Annotated in this window: 18 protein-coding genes; 6 read left to right on the top strand and 12 right to left on the bottom strand. The window is 60.8% G+C overall.

The window, feature by feature from the left end:
• Positions 1-135: 135 nt before the first annotated feature.
• From JQ573_RS12580 to JQ573_RS12605, 6 genes are all read right to left on the bottom strand, one after another.
• Positions 136-1,353: a glycosyltransferase family 4 protein gene (locus JQ573_RS12580; protein ID WP_212310181.1), complete on the bottom strand. Its 1,218-nt coding sequence runs from the start codon at positions 1,351-1,353 to the stop codon at positions 136-138.
• A complete protein-coding gene (locus JQ573_RS12585) occupies positions 1,350-2,441 on the bottom strand; it encodes a glycosyltransferase family 4 protein (protein ID WP_212310182.1) in 1,092 nt (363 codons plus the stop codon). Before JQ573_RS12585 ends, JQ573_RS12580 begins: the two co-directional genes overlap by 4 nt.
• An 8-nt stretch (positions 2,442-2,449) precedes the next feature.
• Positions 2,450-4,261, bottom strand: coding sequence for an asparagine synthase (glutamine-hydrolyzing) (gene asnB / locus JQ573_RS12590; protein ID WP_212310183.1), 1,812 nt, complete (start codon positions 4,259-4,261; stop codon positions 2,450-2,452).
• 233 nt (positions 4,262-4,494) lie between these two features.
• Complete coding sequence (locus JQ573_RS12595; RefSeq protein ID WP_212310184.1) at positions 4,495-5,535, bottom strand: DUF354 domain-containing protein; 1,041 nt, start codon at positions 5,533-5,535, stop codon at positions 4,495-4,497.
• Positions 5,519-7,549: a hypothetical protein gene (locus tag JQ573_RS12600; RefSeq protein ID WP_212310185.1), complete on the bottom strand. Its 2,031-nt coding sequence runs from the start codon at positions 7,547-7,549 to the stop codon at positions 5,519-5,521. The genes JQ573_RS12595 and JQ573_RS12600 overlap by 17 nt, the downstream gene beginning before the upstream one ends.
• Positions 7,550-7,570: 21 nt before the next feature.
• Positions 7,571-8,521: a glycosyltransferase family 2 protein gene (locus JQ573_RS12605; protein ID WP_212310186.1), complete on the bottom strand. Its 951-nt coding sequence runs from the start codon at positions 8,519-8,521 to the stop codon at positions 7,571-7,573.
• A gap of 335 nt (positions 8,522-8,856) precedes the next feature.
• Here JQ573_RS12605 and JQ573_RS12610 point away from each other — a divergent pair, with 335 nt between their 5' ends.
• From JQ573_RS12610 to JQ573_RS12630, 5 genes are all read left to right on the top strand, one after another.
• Positions 8,857-9,654 (top strand): class I SAM-dependent methyltransferase, encoded by a 798-nt coding sequence (locus JQ573_RS12610; RefSeq protein ID WP_212310187.1) that lies wholly within the window; start codon positions 8,857-8,859, stop codon positions 9,652-9,654.
• A gap of 29 nt (positions 9,655-9,683) precedes the next feature.
• A complete protein-coding gene (locus JQ573_RS12615; RefSeq protein ID WP_212310188.1) occupies positions 9,684-10,661 on the top strand; it encodes a polysaccharide deacetylase family protein in 978 nt (325 codons plus the stop codon).
• Between the two features lie 69 nt (positions 10,662-10,730).
• Entirely contained in the window at positions 10,731-11,930 is a 1,200-nt protein-coding gene (locus JQ573_RS12620; protein WP_212310189.1) for a hypothetical protein, read from the top strand.
• 103 nt (positions 11,931-12,033) lie between these two features.
• Positions 12,034-12,969, top strand: a complete 936-nt coding sequence (locus JQ573_RS12625; protein WP_212310190.1) for a lysylphosphatidylglycerol synthase transmembrane domain-containing protein — start codon at positions 12,034-12,036, stop codon at positions 12,967-12,969.
• Positions 12,970-13,337: 368 nt separating this feature from the next.
• Positions 13,338-15,272, top strand: coding sequence for a hypothetical protein (locus tag JQ573_RS12630; protein ID WP_212310191.1), 1,935 nt, complete (start codon positions 13,338-13,340; stop codon positions 15,270-15,272).
• A 186-nt stretch (positions 15,273-15,458) separates the two neighbouring features.
• On the opposite strand, the gene JQ573_RS40145 is transcribed toward JQ573_RS12630, so the two are convergent.
• On the bottom strand, positions 15,459-16,190 hold the full coding sequence (locus JQ573_RS40145; protein ID WP_249131645.1) for a glycosyltransferase: 732 nt from the start codon (positions 16,188-16,190) through the stop codon (positions 15,459-15,461).
• Between the two features lie 84 nt (positions 16,191-16,274).
• Here JQ573_RS40145 and JQ573_RS40150 point away from each other — a divergent pair, with 84 nt between their 5' ends.
• Positions 16,275-16,685, top strand: a complete 411-nt coding sequence (locus tag JQ573_RS40150) for a hypothetical protein (RefSeq protein WP_249131646.1) — start codon at positions 16,275-16,277, stop codon at positions 16,683-16,685.
• Here the strand turns inward: JQ573_RS40150 and JQ573_RS12640 are convergent.
• The 5 genes from JQ573_RS12640 to JQ573_RS12660 form a co-directional block, all read right to left on the bottom strand.
• Positions 16,652-17,587, bottom strand: a complete 936-nt coding sequence (locus JQ573_RS12640; RefSeq protein WP_212310193.1) for an NAD(P)-dependent oxidoreductase — start codon at positions 17,585-17,587, stop codon at positions 16,652-16,654. The two genes, JQ573_RS40150 and JQ573_RS12640, sit on opposite strands and share 34 nt — an antisense overlap.
• A 3-nt stretch (positions 17,588-17,590) precedes the next feature.
• Entirely contained in the window at positions 17,591-18,442 is an 852-nt protein-coding gene (locus JQ573_RS12645; protein WP_212310194.1) for a class I SAM-dependent methyltransferase, read from the bottom strand.
• The gene (locus JQ573_RS12650) at positions 18,432-19,001 is read right to left on the bottom strand and encodes a DapH/DapD/GlmU-related protein (protein ID WP_212310195.1); all 570 of its coding nucleotides are present in this window, start codon (positions 18,999-19,001) and stop codon (positions 18,432-18,434) included. Before JQ573_RS12650 ends, JQ573_RS12645 begins: the two co-directional genes overlap by 11 nt.
• Positions 18,998-19,840 (bottom strand): methyltransferase domain-containing protein, encoded by an 843-nt coding sequence (locus JQ573_RS12655; RefSeq protein ID WP_212408709.1) that lies wholly within the window; start codon positions 19,838-19,840, stop codon positions 18,998-19,000. Before JQ573_RS12655 ends, JQ573_RS12650 begins: the two co-directional genes overlap by 4 nt.
• A 145-nt stretch (positions 19,841-19,985) precedes the next feature.
• The gene (locus JQ573_RS12660; RefSeq protein ID WP_212310197.1) at positions 19,986-21,083 is read right to left on the bottom strand and encodes a glycosyltransferase; all 1,098 of its coding nucleotides are present in this window, start codon (positions 21,081-21,083) and stop codon (positions 19,986-19,988) included.
• Positions 21,084-21,085: the final 2 nt, after the last annotated feature.

Raw genomic sequence — 21,085 nt, forward strand, 5'->3', positions numbered from 1 at the left:
CCCATTTCCTGCAATGCGTGCATTACCGCGTTCATACGATGAACGTCAAGCCAAATCGTTCAAGCCATGAATGGCGCAAGGCATTGTTTCTAAACGATTTTACCTGAGCAACGCACGCTTCGCCACCGCCAGACTTCAGACGCGGTCGTCCCATGACACAAGATATCGCGCTGCCAGTACCGAGTAACTGTACCGCTGGGCTACGGCCATCCGATCACACCGCGAGCGTTCAGGGCCATTGAGCGCCGCAACCAGGGACTTGGCGAGTGCCGCCGGATCATCCGCTGCGCATTGAGACGTCACCAGCTCTTCTAGCCCCGCAAGCGCCCTGCCCTCGCACGCGATGACGCTTCGCGGAGCAAAGAGGCAGTAGTCGAACAGTTTGTTCGGGCTGATACCGTGATGATAGAGCGCACTGTTATGGAACGAGACGACCGCACAGTCGGATGCATGGAGCATTCCATGCACGATCGATCGATCGACTTCGTCCTGAAATTCCACATTCGCAAGCCCTTCCGATCTCAGCTTGAGTTCGGTCAACGAAGTGCCCGAGCCGATCAGCACGAAATGAATCTCCGGGTTGGTCCTACCGAGCGCGGCCGCCGCGTCGAGAATGACCTCCATCGCGTTGGGTGGGCCCATGCCGCCAGCGTAGAGTATGACCCGCTTGCCCTGCCGCTTCATTTCCTTGATCCGATCAACGAGCGGGTGCTCAAATCCTTCGATCGTCGGCGCGCTTCGGATTTCATGCTCAGACACCCCATTCGGAATCCATGTGTACCTGCCCGGTGGCAACCCTCGCGCCCGCATGTGAGCTTCCGCGCCCGCTAGCAAGCAAACAACATGGTCCGCCGAGCGATAAGCGGATCGCTCCTTCCAACCGAGCACCCTGATCAGCGGATGCCACTGCGGGGTCATTCCGAGAGCTACGATGCTCTCAGGCCAGAGATCGCGCACCTCGACCCAGAACCTGGCGCCGAATTGCCGAGCAACACGATGCGCGGCGGAGATGAAGAACAGATGTGGGGTTGAAGCGATCACGAGATCCGGAGAGCCAAACTGCTTGGAGATCGCGGGCGAAGCCGCTCGGAACAGCGGTCCGAAACTCAAATTGTTTCGAAGGCGACCCACGCTGCCCTTACCGTAGCGCGGCGTATCGAGAAACCAGAAATCGACGTCGTGAATCCGCTGAAGCCCCAAGGCTTGGGGTTCTCTGTGAAGGTGATGGAACCCGGCGCTCACGATCAGCGGCTTGTGCCCCATGTGCTTCCAGGCATCTGCGAGCCAGAACGGCCGCCAGTGACGTCCCAGACCGGGCCCTCCGGCAAACGGATGCAGCAGCCAGATGTTCATACCGCGACCCGGCGCGAAGAAAATTCTCGGTAGAGCATCGCGAGCTCGGCCGCGTCGTGTTGCCAATTGTAGTCTCTGGCAACGGCGGCGCGGCCCGCCAACCCAAGTTCGATCGCCCGTCGTGGCTCGTCCGCAAGCATCGACAGCCGTTGCACCAACCCCTTCTTGTCGTCCAATGAAACCGAATAGCCGCAACCGGCAGCTTCCACGATCTCTTTCGATTTCGGCAAGTCACTGGTAATGACCGAGACTCCCGCGGCCATATACTCGAAGATCTTGGTTGGCATGGCAAAGAGATGATTTGGCTCGTGCTGGAAAAGACAGAGGCCGATCAAGCTCTCATTGAGCAACGCAGCGATCTCGGATCGGCCCAGTTTTCCGCGATGGATGATCTCTGCTGACGACCTTGCCAGCCAGTCAGCTTCCGCGGCACCGATGCTGCCGGCAAGTACCAGCAGGAGCCGCGCAGCCTGGCAAGCTTCCACCATTTCGACGAGTCCGCGGTTGAAACTCGCGTGCCCGACATAGACGGCTTGTTTCTTCCTTGGAGTTTGACTGGTCGGCTCGATGAACTCTTCCAGTCGGACGCTGTTTCGAACAAGCGTCACGGCTGCACCGAAATCGTTGAAGCGTTTCGCAATGGCTGGCGTTGCGGCCACGATCGCATCGAAACGCGTCGCGGCGCGCCGCTCCACCAGATCCATGCCAAACGCCACGACCGGCTGCATCCACCGCGGAATCCACCGCTTGGAATAAATATCAGCTGGCACGTCTTCATGAACGTCGTAGATCACCTTGCAGCCGCGACGCTTGAGCATCAGCGCGAAGGGTATCAGTTCGGGATCGTGGAATTGCACGACGTCCGCGCCGGTCGCGCGAGCAAGCGCAAGCGCTGCTCGCCCAACGACCCACGGACGCTTCCATCGGGCAACCGGCGGCACCTCGATCAACTTGAATGCGATACGACCTGGATCGCTCGGGCGAGGTGACCTCGCCACCACAGTGACGTCGTGACCAGCCTCGGAGAGGCTCCGTGCCTCCTTCTCAACAATTCGAATGTCATTGGCCGAATGGACACTCGACAACATGCAAATCTTCATGGAGCTTCGACCCCGAAGCGTTCAGCCCAAAGCGCCACACAATAGAGCCGCCAGCGCATTCCGAGATCGAGCCGGTGGAATTTCCTCTTCACCGCTGCCATGTCCACGTACCGAGCAAGCAGTGCGCTGTCGGCCACCTTTTCGTGCATTGCGGCCGAGTGTCGGTTGAGCCATAGCTGATCGGGCGCAGCAAACCCGATCTTGTCCTTGCGCCATGAGATACTGGCCGGAAGAGCGTCTTGCATCGCTGCACGGAGCGGCCACTTCGTCCACCCATTGTTCAGCTTGATACGCGTCGGCAAGCTCAACGCAAACTCGACAAATCGATAATCCAGGAACGGCAATCGCGTCTCAATCCCGAACCGCATCGAGTTCTTGTCCTCGAAGCGCAACAGCATCGGCAGATTGGTTTCGGTGATTTCCAGCACCTGCATTTCCTGCGCATCCCTCGTCTCTCGCGCAAAACGACGAAGACATTCCGGCAGGTCCGGATTCTTGAGGAAGGTGTACCGCCAGCGGTAGAATCCGGCCCTCAGCACCGCCGAACTGGCGCCAAACAGGTACATCAGCAAGCGCTGGGCCGAAACGCCGGCCTGCGTGGCCGCCCGGAAAGCGGCGAAAAATCCCCTTATACCTGAGCGGCTCAGGTGATCACGGAGCCACGCCGCATAATAGCGATGATAGCCCAGCAACGTCTCATCGCCGCCTTGACCATCGAGCAGCACAATCACGCCGTTCTTGCGCGCCGTTCTCATCACCTCGTATTGCATCATGATCGATGGGCCAGCGAATGGCTCTTCCTGCACCTCAAGCAAGGCTTCCGCGGTCGATGCGAAATCCTCGTAACTCGGCTTGGTGCGCAACCAGTTCAGCTCGGCCTTTGCCACGACATCGGCCGCGTAGGCTTCCTCGTTGTTCGCCGCCTCCTCGCTCACTGCCGTGATGGCAAAGAAGCGATCGTTGGAGGACGCGTAGCGCCTTGCAGCCAGCGTCGCGACGCTCGAACTGTCCAATCCGCCCGACAGGCAGGTTCCGACCCGAACATCCGAGCGCAGGCGCAGGCGCGTCGCATCGTCCAGCAGTTCCGCCAGTAGCCTGACCGCATCCCGTTCGTCCCCGACGGCCGTACGAGGCGCCAGCGAATAATAGCGCTCAATCTCGAGTCGACCTGTCGACACGTCGACGCGCATCTTGTGTCCGGGCGGCAGCTTCTCGATACCCTTGAAGAAGGTCCGGTTGGTGTGATCACTCAAACCGCAAACGAGAAAGTCCCTGACAAGATCGTCGTCCGCGATCGAACGGCCGACCAGCGGAAGCAACTGGCGTATCTCAGAACCGAAGGCGAACACCGCAGCGGTGTTTGCGAAGTAGAACGGCTTTACGCCAAATCGATCGCGAGCACAGAACAGCGTGTTGTCGCGCTCGTCGTGAATCGCAAACGACCACATGCCGTTGAAACGGTCGAGGCATTCTTCGCCCCAGCGGACGTAGGCCGCCAGCAGCACCTCGGTGTCGGAAGCGGTGTGAAAGACATGGCCGAGCGCTTCCAGCTCCGCACGAAGTTCAAGATAGTTGTATATCTCACCGTTATACGTGATCCAGATCGGGAGCAACCTGTCGCGCATCGGCTGCGCGCCGTCGTCGGTCAGATCGATGATGGCCAGCCTGCGGTGCCCTAGCCCGACCTTGCCATTGACCCTCACTCCGCGACCATCCGGTCCGCGGTGAGCAACGATATCGGTTAACTCATCCACCTGACGGACATCGACGGGCCCGGTCTTATCTACAAGGCCAAATATGCCGCACACGAGATGCTTATCCGGATTTGTGCCGCGGGACTCACCGTGACGGTAGCGTCAGACCATAGACGCATACGGAAACAATAAGCCCCTTCTAGCCCGTCCATGCATTCAACGTCAATCTTGCCGCGCCATACCTCTCCGACACGACCTAAGATGATCGCCCGCTGGATCATCACGCTTCGGCCTTTGAGCCGGCTCTCCATTGCAAAGTTATCGCTGTCCAACACGGCAATCGGCCATCAGGCGAAGCCTCTATCAAACTGCTCCAGCAGCCATTCGGTAAGATCGCATTTCTCGGCCAGAACTCTGGCGCGCCGCTGCGTCAAGGTTGGTTCCAAACCAGGATCAGCAAGCATGCCCGACACCAACGTCATCAGCCTCTCAAACTCCCGGGGCTGAAAACCCCAAGCCAACTGATACCGCTGTTCCAATTCTGCTATCACCGAGCAGCGGCCGACAAAGCTATTGCAGCGGATCGCCGGCCGCCCCAGCAAAGCCGCCTCCATTGTCATCGTCTGGCTGTCGCTGATCAACATCTTCGCGTGAGCCAGAAGATCATGCATGCTCTCGGGCGGAGCCTTCAGAGCATATGGCTGGAGGCCCGGCGCAATCGAGCTTTCCGCGTTGATGAAGACGCGACCATGCGGCTCGAGCAACGCAATCAATCGAAGGACCTGAGCCTCGGAAAGCCCGCTCTCGCCCGCGTCATGATGGGCCGTCAGCGAAACCAATCGAATGATGAAGTATGGTTCGCGAGGCTCTATTCCCAACAGGCGGACCACCTCTGGGTTTGGCTTGAAATGGTTCGGGTGGAGGTAGGCGAGCTCATGATAGCTGTCATGGGTCCGCACCTTCGCCGTCTTCTTGTCCCGCAAGACCGCCGGTATGACGACGCGATTTGCGAAAGGATAGGTAATCCTCGCAAACAGCGGCACGTAATCGGCGTCGTCTTCGTTCAGGACGATCGAGGGCCTGCCAATGATGCGGCCGACATGAGCAACCGACACGGACGTGCCGACAAGGAAATCCGGTCTGTCCGGAAGCGCGGCTTTCAGAACCTGCCAATTGTGGATCGTCAGTTCGATGGCACTGCCGACCAGGCCCTGCCGCGGGTTCGAGGCGACGGTATAGGGCAAGCCGTAATGATCGAGTAATCCACCGATAATGCCGCGATCACGGATCGTGACCGTGATCCTGTCGCCACGCGCGCGCATGCGCTGCGCCACGTTCCGGAAAAGGTGAACGTGCGCAGGATGGCCGATATCAAAGAGAACGTGCATCGCTCTGGTGAACTTTGCTGGGATAGAGCGTTGGAATCTGAGCGATGCGCTCCAGCACCTCGGTGGTATCAAGACCGATCACGCCACAATACCACGCGATCGATTCGAAGCGCGGGACGTTCTCCGTTTCGACGAGACGAAGCGCGCTCGCTCGGTCGAGCACACCCTCCCGAATCTGGTTCGAGCGGAAGGTGTCGTTCTCGCTGAAGCCTGCGACCTTCGTATAAATGTAGTTGTAGAAGGCAGCCGTCCCATCCCCGATGCGCCAGGTCGATCGCGTATCGTTGGCGGTCTCCCAGTCGTATTGATCGATCAGCGTGTCGTTTACTTCGCTCTCGACCCAGGGAATGTAGTCGAACAGTCGGAGATATTCGTGCTTGATCGAATAGTAGCTGAGAAAGGCGCCGGCGGTATCGAGCAGCGACTTGTTGATGTAACGTGGGTTGAGCACGAATTCCTTGCCGTAGTAGCTCGCCATCTGAAGCTGCGCGAATTGTGACGGCCGGTGTCCAAGCGTGGGCGGCACACCGCAAAAGCCGGCCTTGAAGTGTGTTTTCTCGAGCGGGTTGGAGGCAAGCACCGTCGCTTCAAGGTGAAGCTTTTCTGCGAGATCGTTGGCGTAGTAAAAATACTGCTTGTCGCCGGCCATGAAGAGCGGAACCATTCCAAGTGACGGCCGCTTGAGCCAAGCGGAAACGTTGCGACGGATGTTTTCTCGCTTTTCGGCAATGTCGGCCGAGACGAGAATGTGCTCAACCTTGAGCGCTCCACACATCCGCGCCTGATTGCGGCGCGCCAGGTCCGTGATCATTCCCCAATCGTAGGTGTAGGCGATCGGCTTAAGGCCGAGCTCGCGCACCGCGTAGTGAAGACCGAAGCTGCTGTCGCGTCCTCCGCTCAGCGTGATCAGGCAGTCGGCGGAGGCGCCGTTGCGGCGCGCCTTCAGCTTGTTGGCCTCGGCCTCCAGGGCCGGACGCCCCAGATAGGTCTTCGGTTCGTGGCTTTGGCAGAAGTTGCAGACCCCGCTTGCATCGAAAGCGATGAATGGGACAGTTTCCGGCAAAATACAGCGGGTGCAGCGACGCAATGCCTTGATGGGTTGCGGATCGATCTCGAAGCGCGAGAAATTGCCAAGCCTGACTGCGGGCACCGAATTGAACGTCGCGGCATTGCGGACCTTGGCGGGCGTGTCGTCCGTGATCTCGCGCCGCCGCGGGGCGATTGCCGGAGCCCCCTCGGGGTCAGCCCCGAGGTCGATCTCCTGGCTGGCCAGCGTATCGAGTTTGATCAGCAGCGCGCTACCAGCCTCGATCTGTCGGATCGCGTCCCGACGCGCGGGCCAAGCCTGGCCTGGCGTGGTCAGGAATTCCTCAAGAATGTAACGCTCGGAAGCGAAGACGATTGTGCCGTCGGCCACGCTCGGCGCCACATAGAGAGAGCCGTTGTTCGTTGCGAGCACCATGCAATCGAGGTCGTCGAACACGAGCGCGGTCGAGACCGTCCCAAGCAACCTGCGGAACGTCGAGCGCATCGCGTCGGCGAGGGATTCGCCCCTGTCGAGATGCTGGCGAAGCAGTTGGAGCATCACTTCGGTATCGACCTCGGCCTTCCGCTCGGCCGCATTCATGGTCCGCCACAGATCTTCGTCATTGACGATGATGCCGTTGTGAACACCCAGGATGCCGCCGGCGAGAACCGGCTGGTTGTTCGCGTGCAGGTTTTGAGTGCCGTTTGTGACAAGTCTCGAATGTCCAAAGATCGCGAAAGGCTCGCGAGACCGGTAGACCGGGTCCAGAGTCCCTGCGAAGAAGGGAGCAAAGTCCGTCGAGGCGAGAAAGTCGCGCGGACGCTGTGCGCTCTTGCGAAAGGTGATGGCGGTCGGCCCAACGATGGCGAGCCCGGACGATTCCTTGCCGCGCGTTTCCGACAGGAGGAACAGCCGCGAGACTGCGCGCTCCACTATCTGGCGATCAAGCGCGCCGGGGCTCGCAATCACTCCGAAGATGCCGCACATTTCAACCGCCCGTCGCCCGACCTATTTCAGGTGCTTGTTCATTTCCATGTCAAGCCACATGGCAAACATGACGGATTGCCAGCCCATCAAGACGAGGAATGTCGTGAAAAGCGGCGTGTTGTCTGCCACGAACCCGATGAAAAGCCGATGCATCACAACGTAGAGCCCGACGAGCATTCCGAGCGACAACAAAACGGCGCCCGTAAAGTAGAACAGCACCAACGGGTGAAAGTCGCGGATGATATATTTCTGCAGCATGCGATACACAAACAATCGCACCAGCAACAGCGACAACCTCGGCACGAGGCGAATTGGCTTGATGCCTGATTGCTCGCCGATACCGTAGATCGGCTTGATCGGGATGTCGCGCACTCTGAAATCGAAGATATTCAGCTTAACGAGCATGTCGTTCGGCATCCCGTAACGCTTGTAGATGTCGTCCAAGTTCAGCGTCTTGAGCACCTTCCGGTTGGTCACCGTGTAACCGGTCTGCGAGTCCGCCACGTGCCAGTAGCCCGAGGCGATCTTGGTCAGCATCGAAAGCAATCCGTTACCGATGTAGCGAACGCGCGGAATCAGGTTCCAAGCCTCGCCGGTGAACAGCCGGTTGCCCTTGGCGTAGTCGGTCTCATCGGCAATGACGGGTTCGAGCAGTGCGTGCAAATCGCCCGGATCCATTTGGGCATCGCCGGCCATGACGGCCGTCGCATCGATGTCGCGGTCGCGTGCCCAGCGGTAGCCGGCGGCGATCGCCCCACCAACACCTTCGTTCTTGGGGAGTCGGATCAGAATAACGCGTTCGGGCCGCGCGGCTGAATAGCGCTCGACGATCTCAGCGGTACGGTCGCGACTCTGGTCGTCCACGCAAACGATATGGTCGACAAACTCCGGCATGGTCTCGATGACCCGGCCGATCAGTTTCTCCTCGTTGTAGCAAGGCACCACAACCGCGACACTCTTCGATTTATACATGCGCATTTCCCGCCGCGGCGCGGCTTCGTGAGTCGTAGGCCGGTTGGGGAACCTGCTTAAGCCTCTGTTCCAGGTTGAACCACCCTGCTTGAATGCGGTATCTGCAGTTTCGTCAATAGGCTGTCCGCCGACGCGTCGGTCCAGAGATCGCGGTCGGCCCCAATTTTTCTGGCTTTCGTGTCTGAATTTGTTGAGTTTTCGACTTTGGCGTCGACGAAAGGGATGGCAGGCCAGCCCCGCAGATTCGCGCCTCCGCGCGAATGCATCATATTGTCCAGTAGAATCAATAAGATGCGAGAGAAACAACTTGGACGAGCAGGCGCGGATTGCACTCCATGAATGAGGAAACGCTCCGATTCTACAACCTGCAGGCGAAAAACTACGCCGCGATCAGAGCCCGCCCCATTCAGGTTTACACCGACAGGCTTGAGCGAGAGGCCATGGCGCCCCTCGTAGCGGCGGCGACAAATATCCTCGATCTTGGCTGCGGCGAGGGACGTTTGACGCGGTGGCTCGCAAAGAGCAAGCGAGATCAGAGCGGAGATTTCACCGTGCACGGAGCGGATTTCAGCCCCGAAATGATCGCCCATGCACGGGCGCTGAATGGCGATCTCCCGGCAACCTACGGCGTTGGCGATGCAATGGCGTTGCCGTTTCCGGATAACAGTTTTGATCTGATCGTATCCTGCACGGCGCCCAACAATTTTCCCGACCTGAACATTGCCCTCGATGAAATTCGTCGAGTGCTGCGACCGGGCGGCGCATTCTGCGCGACGATCATAAACAGCGAGGAGACGGCACGCTTTGCGCGCTATCTCTACTATTCCCCATATTATCTCGCGAAGCTTGTGCAGCGCATCGTGAAGGGCGCATCGAGATATCACCGCGTCCTGTTCTCTCGCCAAGAGATCGAAGCCCTGCTGCAGGGCCGCTTCAAGGTGATTGAGATATCCGGAATGAGACTCATTCCTGATTTCGTGCCGGAGTTTCCGCTGAATATCTGGCCGCCCTTGTTTCCGGTGATGTCGGGCTTGATCGACGCCACGCAGAGCCTTGATCATCGGCTTGCAAAGCACCCGACGTTCGGACGCCGTGCCCGCTTCCACCTCGTGATTGCACAGGCCGTGAAATGAAGCCGGGACGACAGCGTCCGAAATTCGTCGTGACCGTAGACGTCGAGGACTTCTTCGAACCGCGGCCTCCGATCGACACGTATCGGGGCCGCAGCGCCGGACGCGATCACGCAACCCCGCGCATCATGGATATTCTCGAACGACATGGCGGCCGCGGCACCTTCTTTGTCGACGTCCAAAATCGCCGGACCGTAAGCGAGGAGCTCGTTGCCGGTCTGACGCGCGAGATCGCCGAGCGTGGCCATGAAGTTGGCCTGCACACGCATCCGGCCTTCCCCGAGGGGAAGCGTGGATACGGAATGGCGCAGACGATGAAGACGCTGTCGCTCGAAGAGCAGCGCCTGTTCATCTCCGAAGGCGCGGCGCTGATTGAAGCCTGGACCGGCCGACGTCCTGTCAGCCATCGTGCCGGTGGCTATGGCGCCAACTACGATACGCTCGCTGCCCTGGAGCAAAACGGCATCGAAATCGATTCGAGTGTTTTTTACGGTTATCCGTACTGCGGACTCAATCATCCCCCGCTCACCGTGAACGCGGTCGTTCGGCATGGCGATGTGCTCGAAGTTCCCGTGACCGTGACGAACTGCGATCTTGCGCTCGGCCCCGCTCGCCTGCTGTCGCTGACGAAGAAACTCGATCCGGACTGGTGCAGTCCCGGCGAATTGCGCCGCCAGATCGATGCGGTCCTGGCGTCCGGTCAGGACATCATCGTGCTGTTCCTGCATTCCTATTCGTTGATAGACATCGAACGCGGATTTCGGCCGGACGAGCGCGCTTGCGCGGTGCTCGACGAATTGCTGGCCGACTGCGTCGGTCGCTTCGACGGAGAGATTGCAACGCTGGAGCGTGCCGTTCGCACCGTCGATCCAGCCTCGAGCCAGCAAGCGCTGGCCCAATCGCCACCAGTCGTTCGTTCTGACCTGCTGTTTCGCAACATTGAGCTGACCAGTTGGCTGATGCGAAAAGTACGACTGCGACACTTGAAGATTCTGGTCGGGCAACGCTAGCGGCCTAGCCTTTTGCATACACGAAGAGTAAATGGCTACAGCGCGCGTTTTTGTGGAAGGCCTTCACGCATGATGACCGGTCAGGGTCCGACTTCGGATCAAGATTTGCTCGACCGTGTTCGTGCAGCGTCCGATGCCCTCGGCAACTGGCTGGAGCAAAACGACTATGCTGGCAACGATCCTTACCAGCTGGACAACATCATTTCTCAGGTTGGTGGCCGGCCTATCCTCGGGCCGCTGATGCACTTTGCCCGGCGGACGCTGAAGCCCTACCACGCGCTGATCCCGAAGCGCCTCTTCCAGGCAGTCCCAGCCATTGTCATGCCGCAAGCGCTCGGAGACAGCCTCGCCGGTGAAGCTCAACAACCCGACAGCAAGGTATCGCGTCGCCGAACGACGAGGTTGCTAACCCTGCTGGAGGACACGCGCAGCCCGCTGGCCCGCAATGCGGCCTGGGGTTTGCCATTCACCTGGGGAGGGATGGGAAAGCATTCGAAGCATTGGCCGACCACGATCACGTCCACCATCGTGCTGACCGGTCTTCTCGATGCCATCCATCTGCTCGACCGCGACCGGGTGCTGGCGCTGCTCGAATCCGGCATACGTTTCATGCTGGAAGAGGCAGGCATGACCGAATTGCCGGAAGGCGCTTGCATCCATTTTGGTCCGGGCGACACGCGTCTGATCATCAACGCCAGCGTTGCAGCCGCAGGTCTGCTGGCCAGAGCCGGACGGGTGCTCGATCGCGACGATCTTGTCGCGCTCGCCGCGCGGGCGGCCTTGTTCGCCGCGCATCATCAGAATCAGGATGGCTCCTGGTTCTACGCGCCGGCGTTTCGCGATCACGCCGTCGACACGATCATCGATAGCCGGCACACTGGCTACATCATCGAAGGGCTTGTCGAAGTCAACGCGACGATGCGAGATCAACGTGTCGCGGATGCGATCGAGCGTGGTTGGGGTTACATGCAGGCCCAATTGATCGACGACGACAAGCCGCGCTGGAGCCCCGAGCAGACCTGGCCGATCGATTCCCACGATGTCGCACAGAGCATCCTGACTGCGCTCGCCTGCGAGGACAAAAATCTGGCAAAGCGCCATATGAAGTTTGCCATGGATCGCTTTTATGCCGGCGAAGGCAGGTTTCGTTACAAGGCATTCGAGAACGGCAACAACAACGACGCCGTCTTCATTCGCTGGACGCAAGCGCCGATGTACAAGGCGACCAGCAAATATCTGACGAGCTTTCCGGTCATGGAGCGTGGATGAAAGACCTCACACGCTGCTCGTTGCGAGCCGGACTGCGATGTCGCGCCTCGCTGGTCGAGAGCCCCTGTTGCGCCTCGAATCCACTTGAGAGGCACGGAACCTGATGCGTTTGCTTACTCGCAAGCGGTTGCTCTGGGGCGCGGCCTTCATGATCGGCGCTGCGGCGCTGTTCTATTTGGTCGGCCGCATTGATTGGCACACGCTACGGTCGATTTCGATCCAGGCGCTGCTCGTACTCTGCTTTTCGTCGATCGTCATGATCGTGCTGCATGCAGCAGGCGCGGCGACGCTGTTGGCGGGAATGCGTCATCCAGCCAGTCTGATGGACGTCATGATGGCCATGCTGGCCGCTGGCACGGTGAGCCTCGCCGGAGATCCGAAGCTCGGCGTGCCGGCGCGGCTGGCGTTCTACAAGATGCTGGCGGATATTCCAGTCAGCGTCGGCGCGGCTCAAACGACGATCGAAAGCCTGCTTTGGCTGTTCTTGATGGGGGCGGTCCTTGTTATTCCAGGCGGGTTGGCAGGTGATCGCACGGTTTCGCTATCGCTGGCGGCCGCGGGATTGCTGATCGCCGGCATCGCGGCCGTGGGACTTGGTCCTACGGTGTTGGACCGGATGTGGGTGCTCGGCCGGTTGTTTCGGGCCTCTGGGCCGATCCGTCAGTTCGTCTTCGATCTGCGAAGCGCGATGTTCGGGATCAAGCCGCTTGCGCTGGCACTCGCGACGTTTTGGCTTGCGACGACCTATGTGGTCGACGTGGCTTCAATCTGGTATCTCAGCCGCGCCTTGGGTGCTGATCTTCCCCCGGTGGCCATCGGCCACGCGATCGTCATTTCTTATCTGGCCGGAGCAATTTCACTGCTACCGTTAGGACTTGGGGTGCGCGACGTCACATTCGTGCTGCTGTTGCAGCAGGCGGGAGCTCCCGCGGAGACGGCTGCAGCACTTGCCCTGATTCATCGTACCGTGCGCACGGCCCTTCCGCTGCTGATTGGTTTCGCCGTCTCCGGGCTGATTGCAACGCGTTCTCGGCCCTAGATCGACTGTTTGCCATCCCCGCCTCGGAGCGCGGCGCCGTCGGAAACAACGCCAGATAACGGCCCGGCGCGAAGCACCTTGCTGATTTGGTGCGATCAAGCCAAGGCTCTGGCCTCGGGACGCAAGTGGCGACCGCATGGCGTCCACCCGCCGCGGCTTGCCTGAAAACACAAGATGGAGAAGGCCCGCAGCATGGTCGTGGCGCACCAATATCTCGATGGAACGCTTGAAGAATAAGTGGCGGCTCCTGCACGGGGCGACTACAACCTCCTCGAGTTCCGGCTTCGCGATAGGGGTATACCTTACCCCACGAACGGAATGCCGGCGCCGTATTTGCGCGATGGGCCAAACGACAAAGGGACAATGGCTTGAGCATTCCGTTTCTGATCGGCCAGTTCGTTCTAGCGTTCGGCTTGGCGAGGTTTTTCTACCTTTTTGACTTCGTGCTTCCAATTCCTCCCCTTGGACGTATCGCCTTCGGAGTGGCGACGACCGGCTTTTTCACGGCAAGTCTGCTGTTGCTGCTCACGCTTGTTGCACCCGGGCTGGCTCTTGGCGGGCACGCCAGCGCGCCTTTCATCGTCGGATTGGGGGTGCTTGTCGCGCTCTGGAAACGACCGGCGCCCCGTGGTCCGAAAAACCCGCACGCCTTGCGCGATCCGGTCGTTCTGGCTTCGGCAGCGGCCATATTGATGGTGGCCTGCATCATCGTGCCGCGCATCTGGTTCTATGGCGGCCAATTGACCGGCAATTCCGACGCAATGCAGTACCTTGCGGAAGCGCGGCAACTTCTTTCGCACCGTAGCTTCTTCGATGCTTCCGGAGTTGGAGGCCTTGCCGACGGAAGCCTGCGCGGTGATCCCCATGGACTGCTCTGGCCTGCGTACAATGCCTCGGCTCTGGTTTGGTCCGGCCTCGGTGGGGCTGGCTTGAGCGATGAAATGGTGCCGCGCGTTGCGTTCCAGTTGACGATCATAAGCTATATCGCGGCAGGCGTTGCCCTTGGCAGCGCCGCGCGGCTGCGCGGCCTCGCGATCCTTGTACCATTGCTGATTTTGGTGGTTCCTCTCATAGAGGGGGGGGCGATCGACGGCAGTCGTGACGCGTTCCGACTGACAGCTCTCTTGCTGCTTTGCACGTTTCTCGTCGCGCAGTGGCAAGACGGCATGCGTCACTCAGGCGGAGCAGCCGCGACATTGGGCGTCGCGCTCGGCAGCTGGGCAATGCAAGGCCACGCCCTGTCCATTGTGCTCGTGCCACTCATTGTCGCGCCCTGGACGCTTCTAAGCGCTTCGTTCAGACTGCCGCCGACGCGTATCGCCCTGATCACCGTGGCGGTGGCGTTGGGCTTTTGCCTTGGTGGTCTTCATGTCGCGGTCGCCTATTACATGACGGGCTCGCTCACGGGCGACAATGTCGACGCGGCCCAGGTTACCGCGGGCACGGTCTACGCACACGGCGTTGAATTGCGCGATGCCGCACGTATCGGAGAAGGCGCAAATTTAGCGAGCCGACTATCCACCAGCTTTGCCAGAGACTGTGGCTGGCCAAGCATCGCCGCGCTTGTTACACTGTTCGCAATGTTCCCCTTGTACTTCGTTCGGCGGGTTTCGGCTCGCGATGGCTCCGACGTCCGATCCGTCACCATCGACTGGCGCATCGGAGCAATGTTCGCGGCCTGGTTTTTGAGCCAAACGCTGCTGCTGTTGGGCGCCTTCGACACCGAACACTACAAGCTATCCAGTTGGACAGTATTGAATGCACGCTATGCGATGCAGTCTTACATGTTCGCTGCTCTGCTCGTCGCTTGGGGAATAGCGACGGTCCCGGCTGCACTGACCTCCACATCGACAAGCAAGGTGCGCCGCGACACTTGGACCGGAATCGCTTTGTCGTTGGCGATCATCGGTGTAGCGATCGTCACAACCAGCATCCTCGCCAAACGATGGGCGTACTATTCGACGAGCGGCTATCAGGCCGTTGCCAAGCAGTTGAACGCCTTGACGGCGAGCTTGCCACCAACGTGTCGCATATTGGCCGAGGATACCGGCATCAATTTCTTGGCTCAGCGGCCGGTTCTGCAACTCTACAGCAAATATATGCGCGACCTTCTAGTCGAACGCGACAAGGAAGAGCTCCAGCATAAACTGGATAGACGCGATATCTGTGCTGTCGTCCTGTATAGTGGGCTGTACGTCGATATGGCCGGGCCCACGGCGCCGCTTCTTGAACTCCTGGCCCCGCCGAACTTCAAGATGTATGGTGTCGGGGCCTGGCGCATCTACGTGCGAACGACGCCGTAACTGCAGCGATCATTGCATCACGAGCGCGCGGACATGGAGGGGCAGCACGCGCCCGAATCGGCCTAATCATGTCGCGGCAGGCCGGCGTGATGGACGGCAACACCACAACTGAAGGACCCTGCCCGCGCCTGCAAGATGGATGCAACGGCCGCCTCACTTCGGGAAACAGGCTCGTCCTGTTGCAGTTCAACTTTCACTTCCATCTTTCGACGATTCACCGACATGCTCACCCGCCGCCGCCCGCACGGTTGCAGAGAAGCTCATCGCGAAGGCGCGGACATTGTCGTCCTGATGCGAGACGAGACCTCGTATGACCGGTGCGCTATTGGTCTCCGAGAGCTGCATCAGATGATCCGCCAGTGCGACCGGATCATCGACGCCGAAATAGCGCGCAGCGCCGGCGGTCTGCTCCCGGTGCACGTCGATGTCGGACAGGATCATCGGAACGCCGAACGACTTCGCCTCCTCGACCGTCGTGCTCCAGCCCTCGAAGCGCGACGGGTTGAGCAGGGCGGTGGAAGCCCGCAACAGCGCGTAGACATGCGGCAACGGGATCACGCCGAGGTGACGAAAATGCGTATCGAGGCCGCGCCTCCGGATCTCGGAGTTGACCAGATCATAGTAGCCCGGCTCACGCCGATCTTCCGTGCTGCCTGATGCACAGACAACGACCTCGATCCCACGACGCTTCAGGATCGCCAGGGCGTCGACGACAAGCCGATGGTTCTTGTGGCGATAGAACTGATTGGGCAGATAGAAGTAGTTCGTCGGCAGATTGTACGCTGCGATGACCTCTGATGGGCTGATGTCCAGGAATGCGGCCGGCGGCTGGGTCGCGAAGCGAACGACGCTGACCCGGTTGCTGGCGTTTGGGTAGTAGGCCCTGAAATCGCGGAAGGCGCTCTCGCTGCTCAGCATGATGGTCCGCCCTGACGCGATCTGAACGCGAAAGCCAATCTCGCGGCGCCAGCGTGCCGTCCGCGGAAACAGCTGAGGCAGAGAATGGTGCTGCAGATCCGGAATCCACGCCACTGCAGGGATCGCCAGCCGCCAACCGAAGAAGCGCGCGGATTCAACCACAACATCTACATGCGCGGAGCGAAACGCCGCCGCGGCGCCGCGGTCCAGACCAAGCGCGAGTGCCGCAGCGAGACCCGGCTGCCCGTCGAACACCTCCGATCGGACGATCTCGACGCCCGGTATCGCATCAAGTTCCGCGAGTTCACTCTCGTCGGCCCGCGTCCCGGCAAAGGCGACCGGGGCGAACTCGCCGGGCAAAAACCGATCGAGCGCCGCGAACAGATTGCGCTGATAATTGTAGCCGCCGGCCCAAATCCGTCGCGAGATGTGATTGAACGCGAACCGCAATGGGCGGGGCGTCACGAAGCCTGCCCCTTGAACCAGGCCACGTAATCGGCGAGGCCCTGATCGAGCGGAATGCGCCAATCGAAGCCGATCTGGCGCAGCATCGCAGCATCGGCCAACAGGCTCATGGGATCACCGGGGCGGCTGACACCCGAGTGCCGCACGACCGTCTTGCTGCCCCACTGTCCGATGAGACCGGCGGCGATGTCGGCAACGCTCGTCCCCCGGCCCGAACCGCCATTGATGACCCGGAAGGCGGTCTCCTGTGACGACGACGTTTCCGCGACGCTTGCAAGCAGCCTCGCGACGTCGCGAACGTCGGTCCAGTCACGTATCTCGTTGCCGGTCCCCCCGAGCGTGAGCACCTGCTCCTTGGCGTTGAGCCGCGAGCAGATGTCCCAAAGCAATTGTTTGCGCAGGTTGGGCCCATACACAGAGAACAGCCGCACGACCGTGCAACGCAAGGCGAACGACCGCGCGTAACTCGCGCACAATTGCTCCATCATCAGCTTATGCTGCCCATAGGGCGACATCGGAGTTACGATCGCGCTTTCAGCGATCGGGCCGAAATGATCGGCGCCATAGACGGCCGCACTCGACGCCGCGATCACCGCGCAGTCTGGCGCGGATCCGCGCAGCCATTCGAGCAGCCGCGCCGTGCTCGCGACAGTGCGCGAAAAATCCTCGAACGGCCGTTCGATCGAGACGCCGACGGACGATCCGCCGGCCAGATGAAAGACACGCGTCGGCACCCCGTGCGCCGTCGCGAGCGCGTTGAGATTGGCTGCATCGATCTCACCGTTGATCCAGCTCTGCAAGCCGAGCCGCCGGGCTTCCGTTGCGTCAAGCGCGCCGTGTCCAATGCCATGCACCGCGTGATCCGCTCCCGCCAACGCATGTGCGAGATGGCGGCCGATGAACCCGTTCGCGCCTGTAACCCAGACGATCATCGCTCAAGCCTTGTGACAGACAAAGGAATAGAGCCGGCCCGGTCGGTGATCGAAACGTTCGGCCATCGACAGCAGCGAGCCGAACAGCCAACTTGGGGCAAGCGCAGTTCGCCATAGCGGAGCAACCGGAATCTTTTGCGACAACTTGGTCACGATCGCGGCTTTCAGGGTCTCCGACGTATAGGGAAACAGGTTGATCGGGCTTTGCAGCGGCGCCAGCGTGTCGACCGCGGAGAACCCTGCCTTGGTCAGCGCGCCGGTGTAGCGATCGAGCAGGAAGGCATGCTCGCCGCCGTAGAGGTGATGCAACGGATGCTGCGCAAGGAACTGCGGAAGGTCCGCCTCCTTGCTGATGACATGCTCGCGCGCCGCGATCAGCATGCCACCGGGCCGCAGCACGCGAAACATCTCCCGGCACGCCCCCTCGAGATCGCGCGTGTGGTGCAGCACAGCGCGGGCGAAGACGAGATCGAACGTCGCATCGGCGAACGGCAGCCGCTCGGAAAACTCTTCGACCACCTGGATCGGCAATTGCGTCTGTTGCGCCAGGCCGCGGATCGCCGCCCCTCCCACGATCGCGCTCGGGTCCGGTTCGAGCGCCGTCACGGCAAAGCCGGTTCGGGCGAGCGCGTAGCTCGCAATGCCGCGACCGGCTCCAACGTCGAGCGCGGTACCTGACCGGCCGGCGAGCAGCGTCGCGACCGCTTGCCACTCGGAGCTCCGGAAATAGCGTTCAGCAGCACCAACCAGCGGATCGTCATAGAACGCGTCGAGCACAAGCTGGCGCTGCTCCGGCTGATTGCGCAGCCAGACCACCGCGTCCTCCCAGGTGGTAAACTTGCGCTCACCGTTCATCGGGGCCAAGTTCCCTTACCAGCACGGCCGGATTGCCCGCCACGATCGAAAACGGCGCGACATCCCGGGTCACGACTGCTCCGGCCGCGACGATGGCGCCCTGGCCAACCGTCACACCGCGCAAGACCATTGCGCCCGCGCCGACCCAGGCGTCATCGCAGATCTTCACCGGGCTCTCGTCAAGCGAGATTTCGTTCGGATGTCCGCGCGTGAAAATCTGCTGGACCTGCCGGTGCCGCTCCGTCGCCCGGAGCGGATGCGTGAGATTGTCGAAAACATTCGCCGAATGCGAGATCAGAACGCGGTTGCCGATCTCGATCGAGGCGGCCGACCAGATCCGGGTTCCTTCGCCGACGTAGCACCACTCGCCGATCTTGATCTCCCCACCATGCGCAAAGGTCAGGAGCTCACCCAGGATGCGGCTATTGCGGCCGACGACGATCTTGTCGGAATCGCCACGGATGTTTCTGATCCTGGCATGGCGGCCGAGCGCCGCGTCCGCCTGCAAGCGGCACGTCGCGCGACCCATCAGACGCTGGATCAGATAATCGAGATTCATGCCGTCAACTGCAGGCACGCGACGGCGCGCGACGACGCCGCAAGGTCGTTGCCCTGCCCCTTGCCGGTGTGGATGTCGAAAACGGTGGCGTCGGCGAGCGCCTCGGCGCTCTGGCGCGACCAGCCTTGTCGCGAATAGCCGAAATAGTCGACATGGTGAGACACCGCGCCGAATGCCTCGATGATCCGCTCGATCATGGCAAGATCGAACACCTGATACCAACCGAGATTCTCGCGTTTGCCGAACGGCACCGAGATCAGGCAGGTGCCGCCGGGCTTGAGAATGCGCTTGAACTCCTGCACCGCCGGAACGAAGCCGTCCCGATCGGTCTCCGCGTCGCGCGGATCGCCCGTGTACAGCATCTGATTATCGAGGCCGATGTGCTCGATCGTCGAAATGCTGGCAACGGTGTCGAAGACCTGATCGCCGAACATCGTCTTCCGGAGATCGCCGAACACATAGGAGTAACCGTCGTGCCAATAGCACCGCCGCTCCGGTGCCAGCGTCATGATGGTGAGGTCCGCGCCGCGCAACGGCGGACGCTGCAGCAAGAAGTCGTGGTTGAAGGTCGATCCAGCGTCCAGCATCTTGCCGACATTGTTCAATCGGCCATAGACCCAAGGATATTCCACCACGCGCTCGTCCATGGCGACGCCGTAACCCGGTGGAAGCTCCTTTCCTGCCTGAAGCAAGCCGGCGTCGATGGCCGCAGTAATCGTGTCGCGCTTGACCGTCTGATAGCCCGGCCCGAACGGCCGCGGCCGCAACCTGAACAGCGGCACGGCAAGCCCGTCGGCCACCCATTTCAGTTGATGGATCAAGTCACTTGCAGACATCATCTCGGCCCGATCGCCCGCCCACTGGCCGGCATTGTGCACCGTCTAGAGCCTTTTTCGTTCCGATGGAATCGGAACGGGGCTCCAGATTCTCGTTTCGGCGCATTTTCTTTGCGCGAAACGGCATCCACTTCGCTCGAAAAGCCCTCTAGCACGGCTCAATCCGCGCCACGAGATCGGTAAACTGGGCCCATTGCGAGGCCTTGCTGTAGGTCTGCTGCACGCGGCTTCGGCCGGATGCGGCGACCGCCGCCCATTGCGGCCAATCCTGCAGGCTGCTTGAAATCGCCTCGGCTGCCCGTTCCGGAGCGTCATAGGTGCGCATGGTCAGACCCTCCTCCATCGCCTCCGGATAGTTGCCGGAATCCGACACGAGCAGCGACCCGCAGCCCATCGCCTCGAAGCAGCGCATGTTGCCGCGGTCGTTGCCGGCCATGTCGATTGCGCCGTTGAGCACGATCTTGGCAGATCCGAACAACTCGTAGAGGTCCCTGCCGAACAACGGCAGCCGCGCTATTCGCGCGATGACGTCGGGTCTGCGGTGCTTTTGCAGCGGCAGCAACCGACCGACCGCGCTTTCGGCAAGCCGCGTCAGCCGCGACGCATCGAGGCAGAACACGACCTTGCGTTCAGCGGCCAGAGCCGCGACCTGTTCGAGCGTCCTGCCGCGCGCGCTGTGATGCCGCGAATATCCACCGACAAACGCCACATCGATCGGCCGTTCGCCGTGGCCGTACTGCTCCATGACAGGATCGATCGCGGGGAAGAACAGCTCCGCCCGGCAGCCTTTGCTACGCCACGCCTCCAGGATCGACGGGAAGTTTCCAAGCACCGCGCCGTAGGCGGTCAGGTCGGCATTGCCGGAGGGCGCCGCGCGCCAGCACAATGTCTTCTTCACACAGCCCGGAAGCCTGGCGATGAACGCACTCGGATAGCGTACCGGATCGAGATTGTAGAACACGTCGGTCCTGTGATGCTCGATCTGCGCGAGCAGAATGGCGTCGAGCGTCGGCGTCCCCTTCATGCCCTGCTCACGCGCCCACTGGCGCTGCAGCACTTCGTCGTCGCCATTGGTGAAGAAGGCTTCAGGCGCACCGTCGAGCACGGGCTCGAGAAAATGTGCCGCCCCGAAGCGATCGTGCAGGAACACGTCGCGACGCGCCGCAAAGGTTGACGCTTTTGCCGCAAGCTGGTTCAGCCGCGGCAGATAAGACGGATAGAGACCGCTATTCTGGAACAGGCGCATTG

The sequence above is a fragment of the Bradyrhizobium sp. AUGA SZCCT0105 genome, from assembly GCF_018129565.1.
Classification (GTDB): Bacteria; Pseudomonadota; Alphaproteobacteria; order Rhizobiales; family Xanthobacteraceae; genus Bradyrhizobium.

Excerpts from the sequence above, each read along its gene's own strand:
- JQ573_RS12620 (WP_212310189.1), top strand. The coding sequence starts at position 10,731 with ATGATGACCGGTCAGGGTCCGACTTCGGATCAAGATTTGCTCGACCGT.
- JQ573_RS40145 (WP_249131645.1), bottom strand. The coding sequence starts at position 16,190 with ATGCTGAGCAGCGAGAGCGCCTTCCGCGATTTCAGGGCCTACTACCCA.
- JQ573_RS12595 (WP_212310184.1), bottom strand. The coding sequence starts at position 5,535 with ATGCACGTTCTCTTTGATATCGGCCATCCTGCGCACGTTCACCTTTTC.
- JQ573_RS12580 (WP_212310181.1), bottom strand. The coding sequence starts at position 1,353 with ATGAACATCTGGCTGCTGCATCCGTTTGCCGGAGGGCCCGGTCTGGGA.
- JQ573_RS40150 (WP_249131646.1), top strand. The coding sequence starts at position 16,275 with ATGGTGCTGCAGATCCGGAATCCACGCCACTGCAGGGATCGCCAGCCG.
- JQ573_RS12625 (WP_212310190.1), top strand. The coding sequence starts at position 12,034 with ATGCGTTTGCTTACTCGCAAGCGGTTGCTCTGGGGCGCGGCCTTCATG.
- JQ573_RS12660 (WP_212310197.1), bottom strand. The coding sequence starts at position 21,083 with ATGCGCCTGTTCCAGAATAGCGGTCTCTATCCGTCTTATCTGCCGCGG.
- JQ573_RS12640 (WP_212310193.1), bottom strand. The coding sequence starts at position 17,587 with ATGATCGTCTGGGTTACAGGCGCGAACGGGTTCATCGGCCGCCATCTC.
- JQ573_RS12585 (WP_212310182.1), bottom strand. The coding sequence starts at position 2,441 with ATGTTGTCGAGTGTCCATTCGGCCAATGACATTCGAATTGTTGAGAAG.
- JQ573_RS12650 (WP_212310195.1), bottom strand. The coding sequence starts at position 19,001 with ATGAATCTCGATTATCTGATCCAGCGTCTGATGGGTCGCGCGACGTGC.
- JQ573_RS12645 (WP_212310194.1), bottom strand. The coding sequence starts at position 18,442 with ATGAACGGTGAGCGCAAGTTTACCACCTGGGAGGACGCGGTGGTCTGG.
- JQ573_RS12610 (WP_212310187.1), top strand. The coding sequence starts at position 8,857 with ATGAATGAGGAAACGCTCCGATTCTACAACCTGCAGGCGAAAAACTAC.
- JQ573_RS12655 (WP_212408709.1), bottom strand. The coding sequence starts at position 19,840 with ATGATGTCTGCAAGTGACTTGATCCATCAACTGAAATGGGTGGCCGAC.
- JQ573_RS12600 (WP_212310185.1), bottom strand. The coding sequence starts at position 7,549 with ATGTGCGGCATCTTCGGAGTGATTGCGAGCCCCGGCGCGCTTGATCGC.
- JQ573_RS12605 (WP_212310186.1), bottom strand. The coding sequence starts at position 8,521 with ATGTATAAATCGAAGAGTGTCGCGGTTGTGGTGCCTTGCTACAACGAG.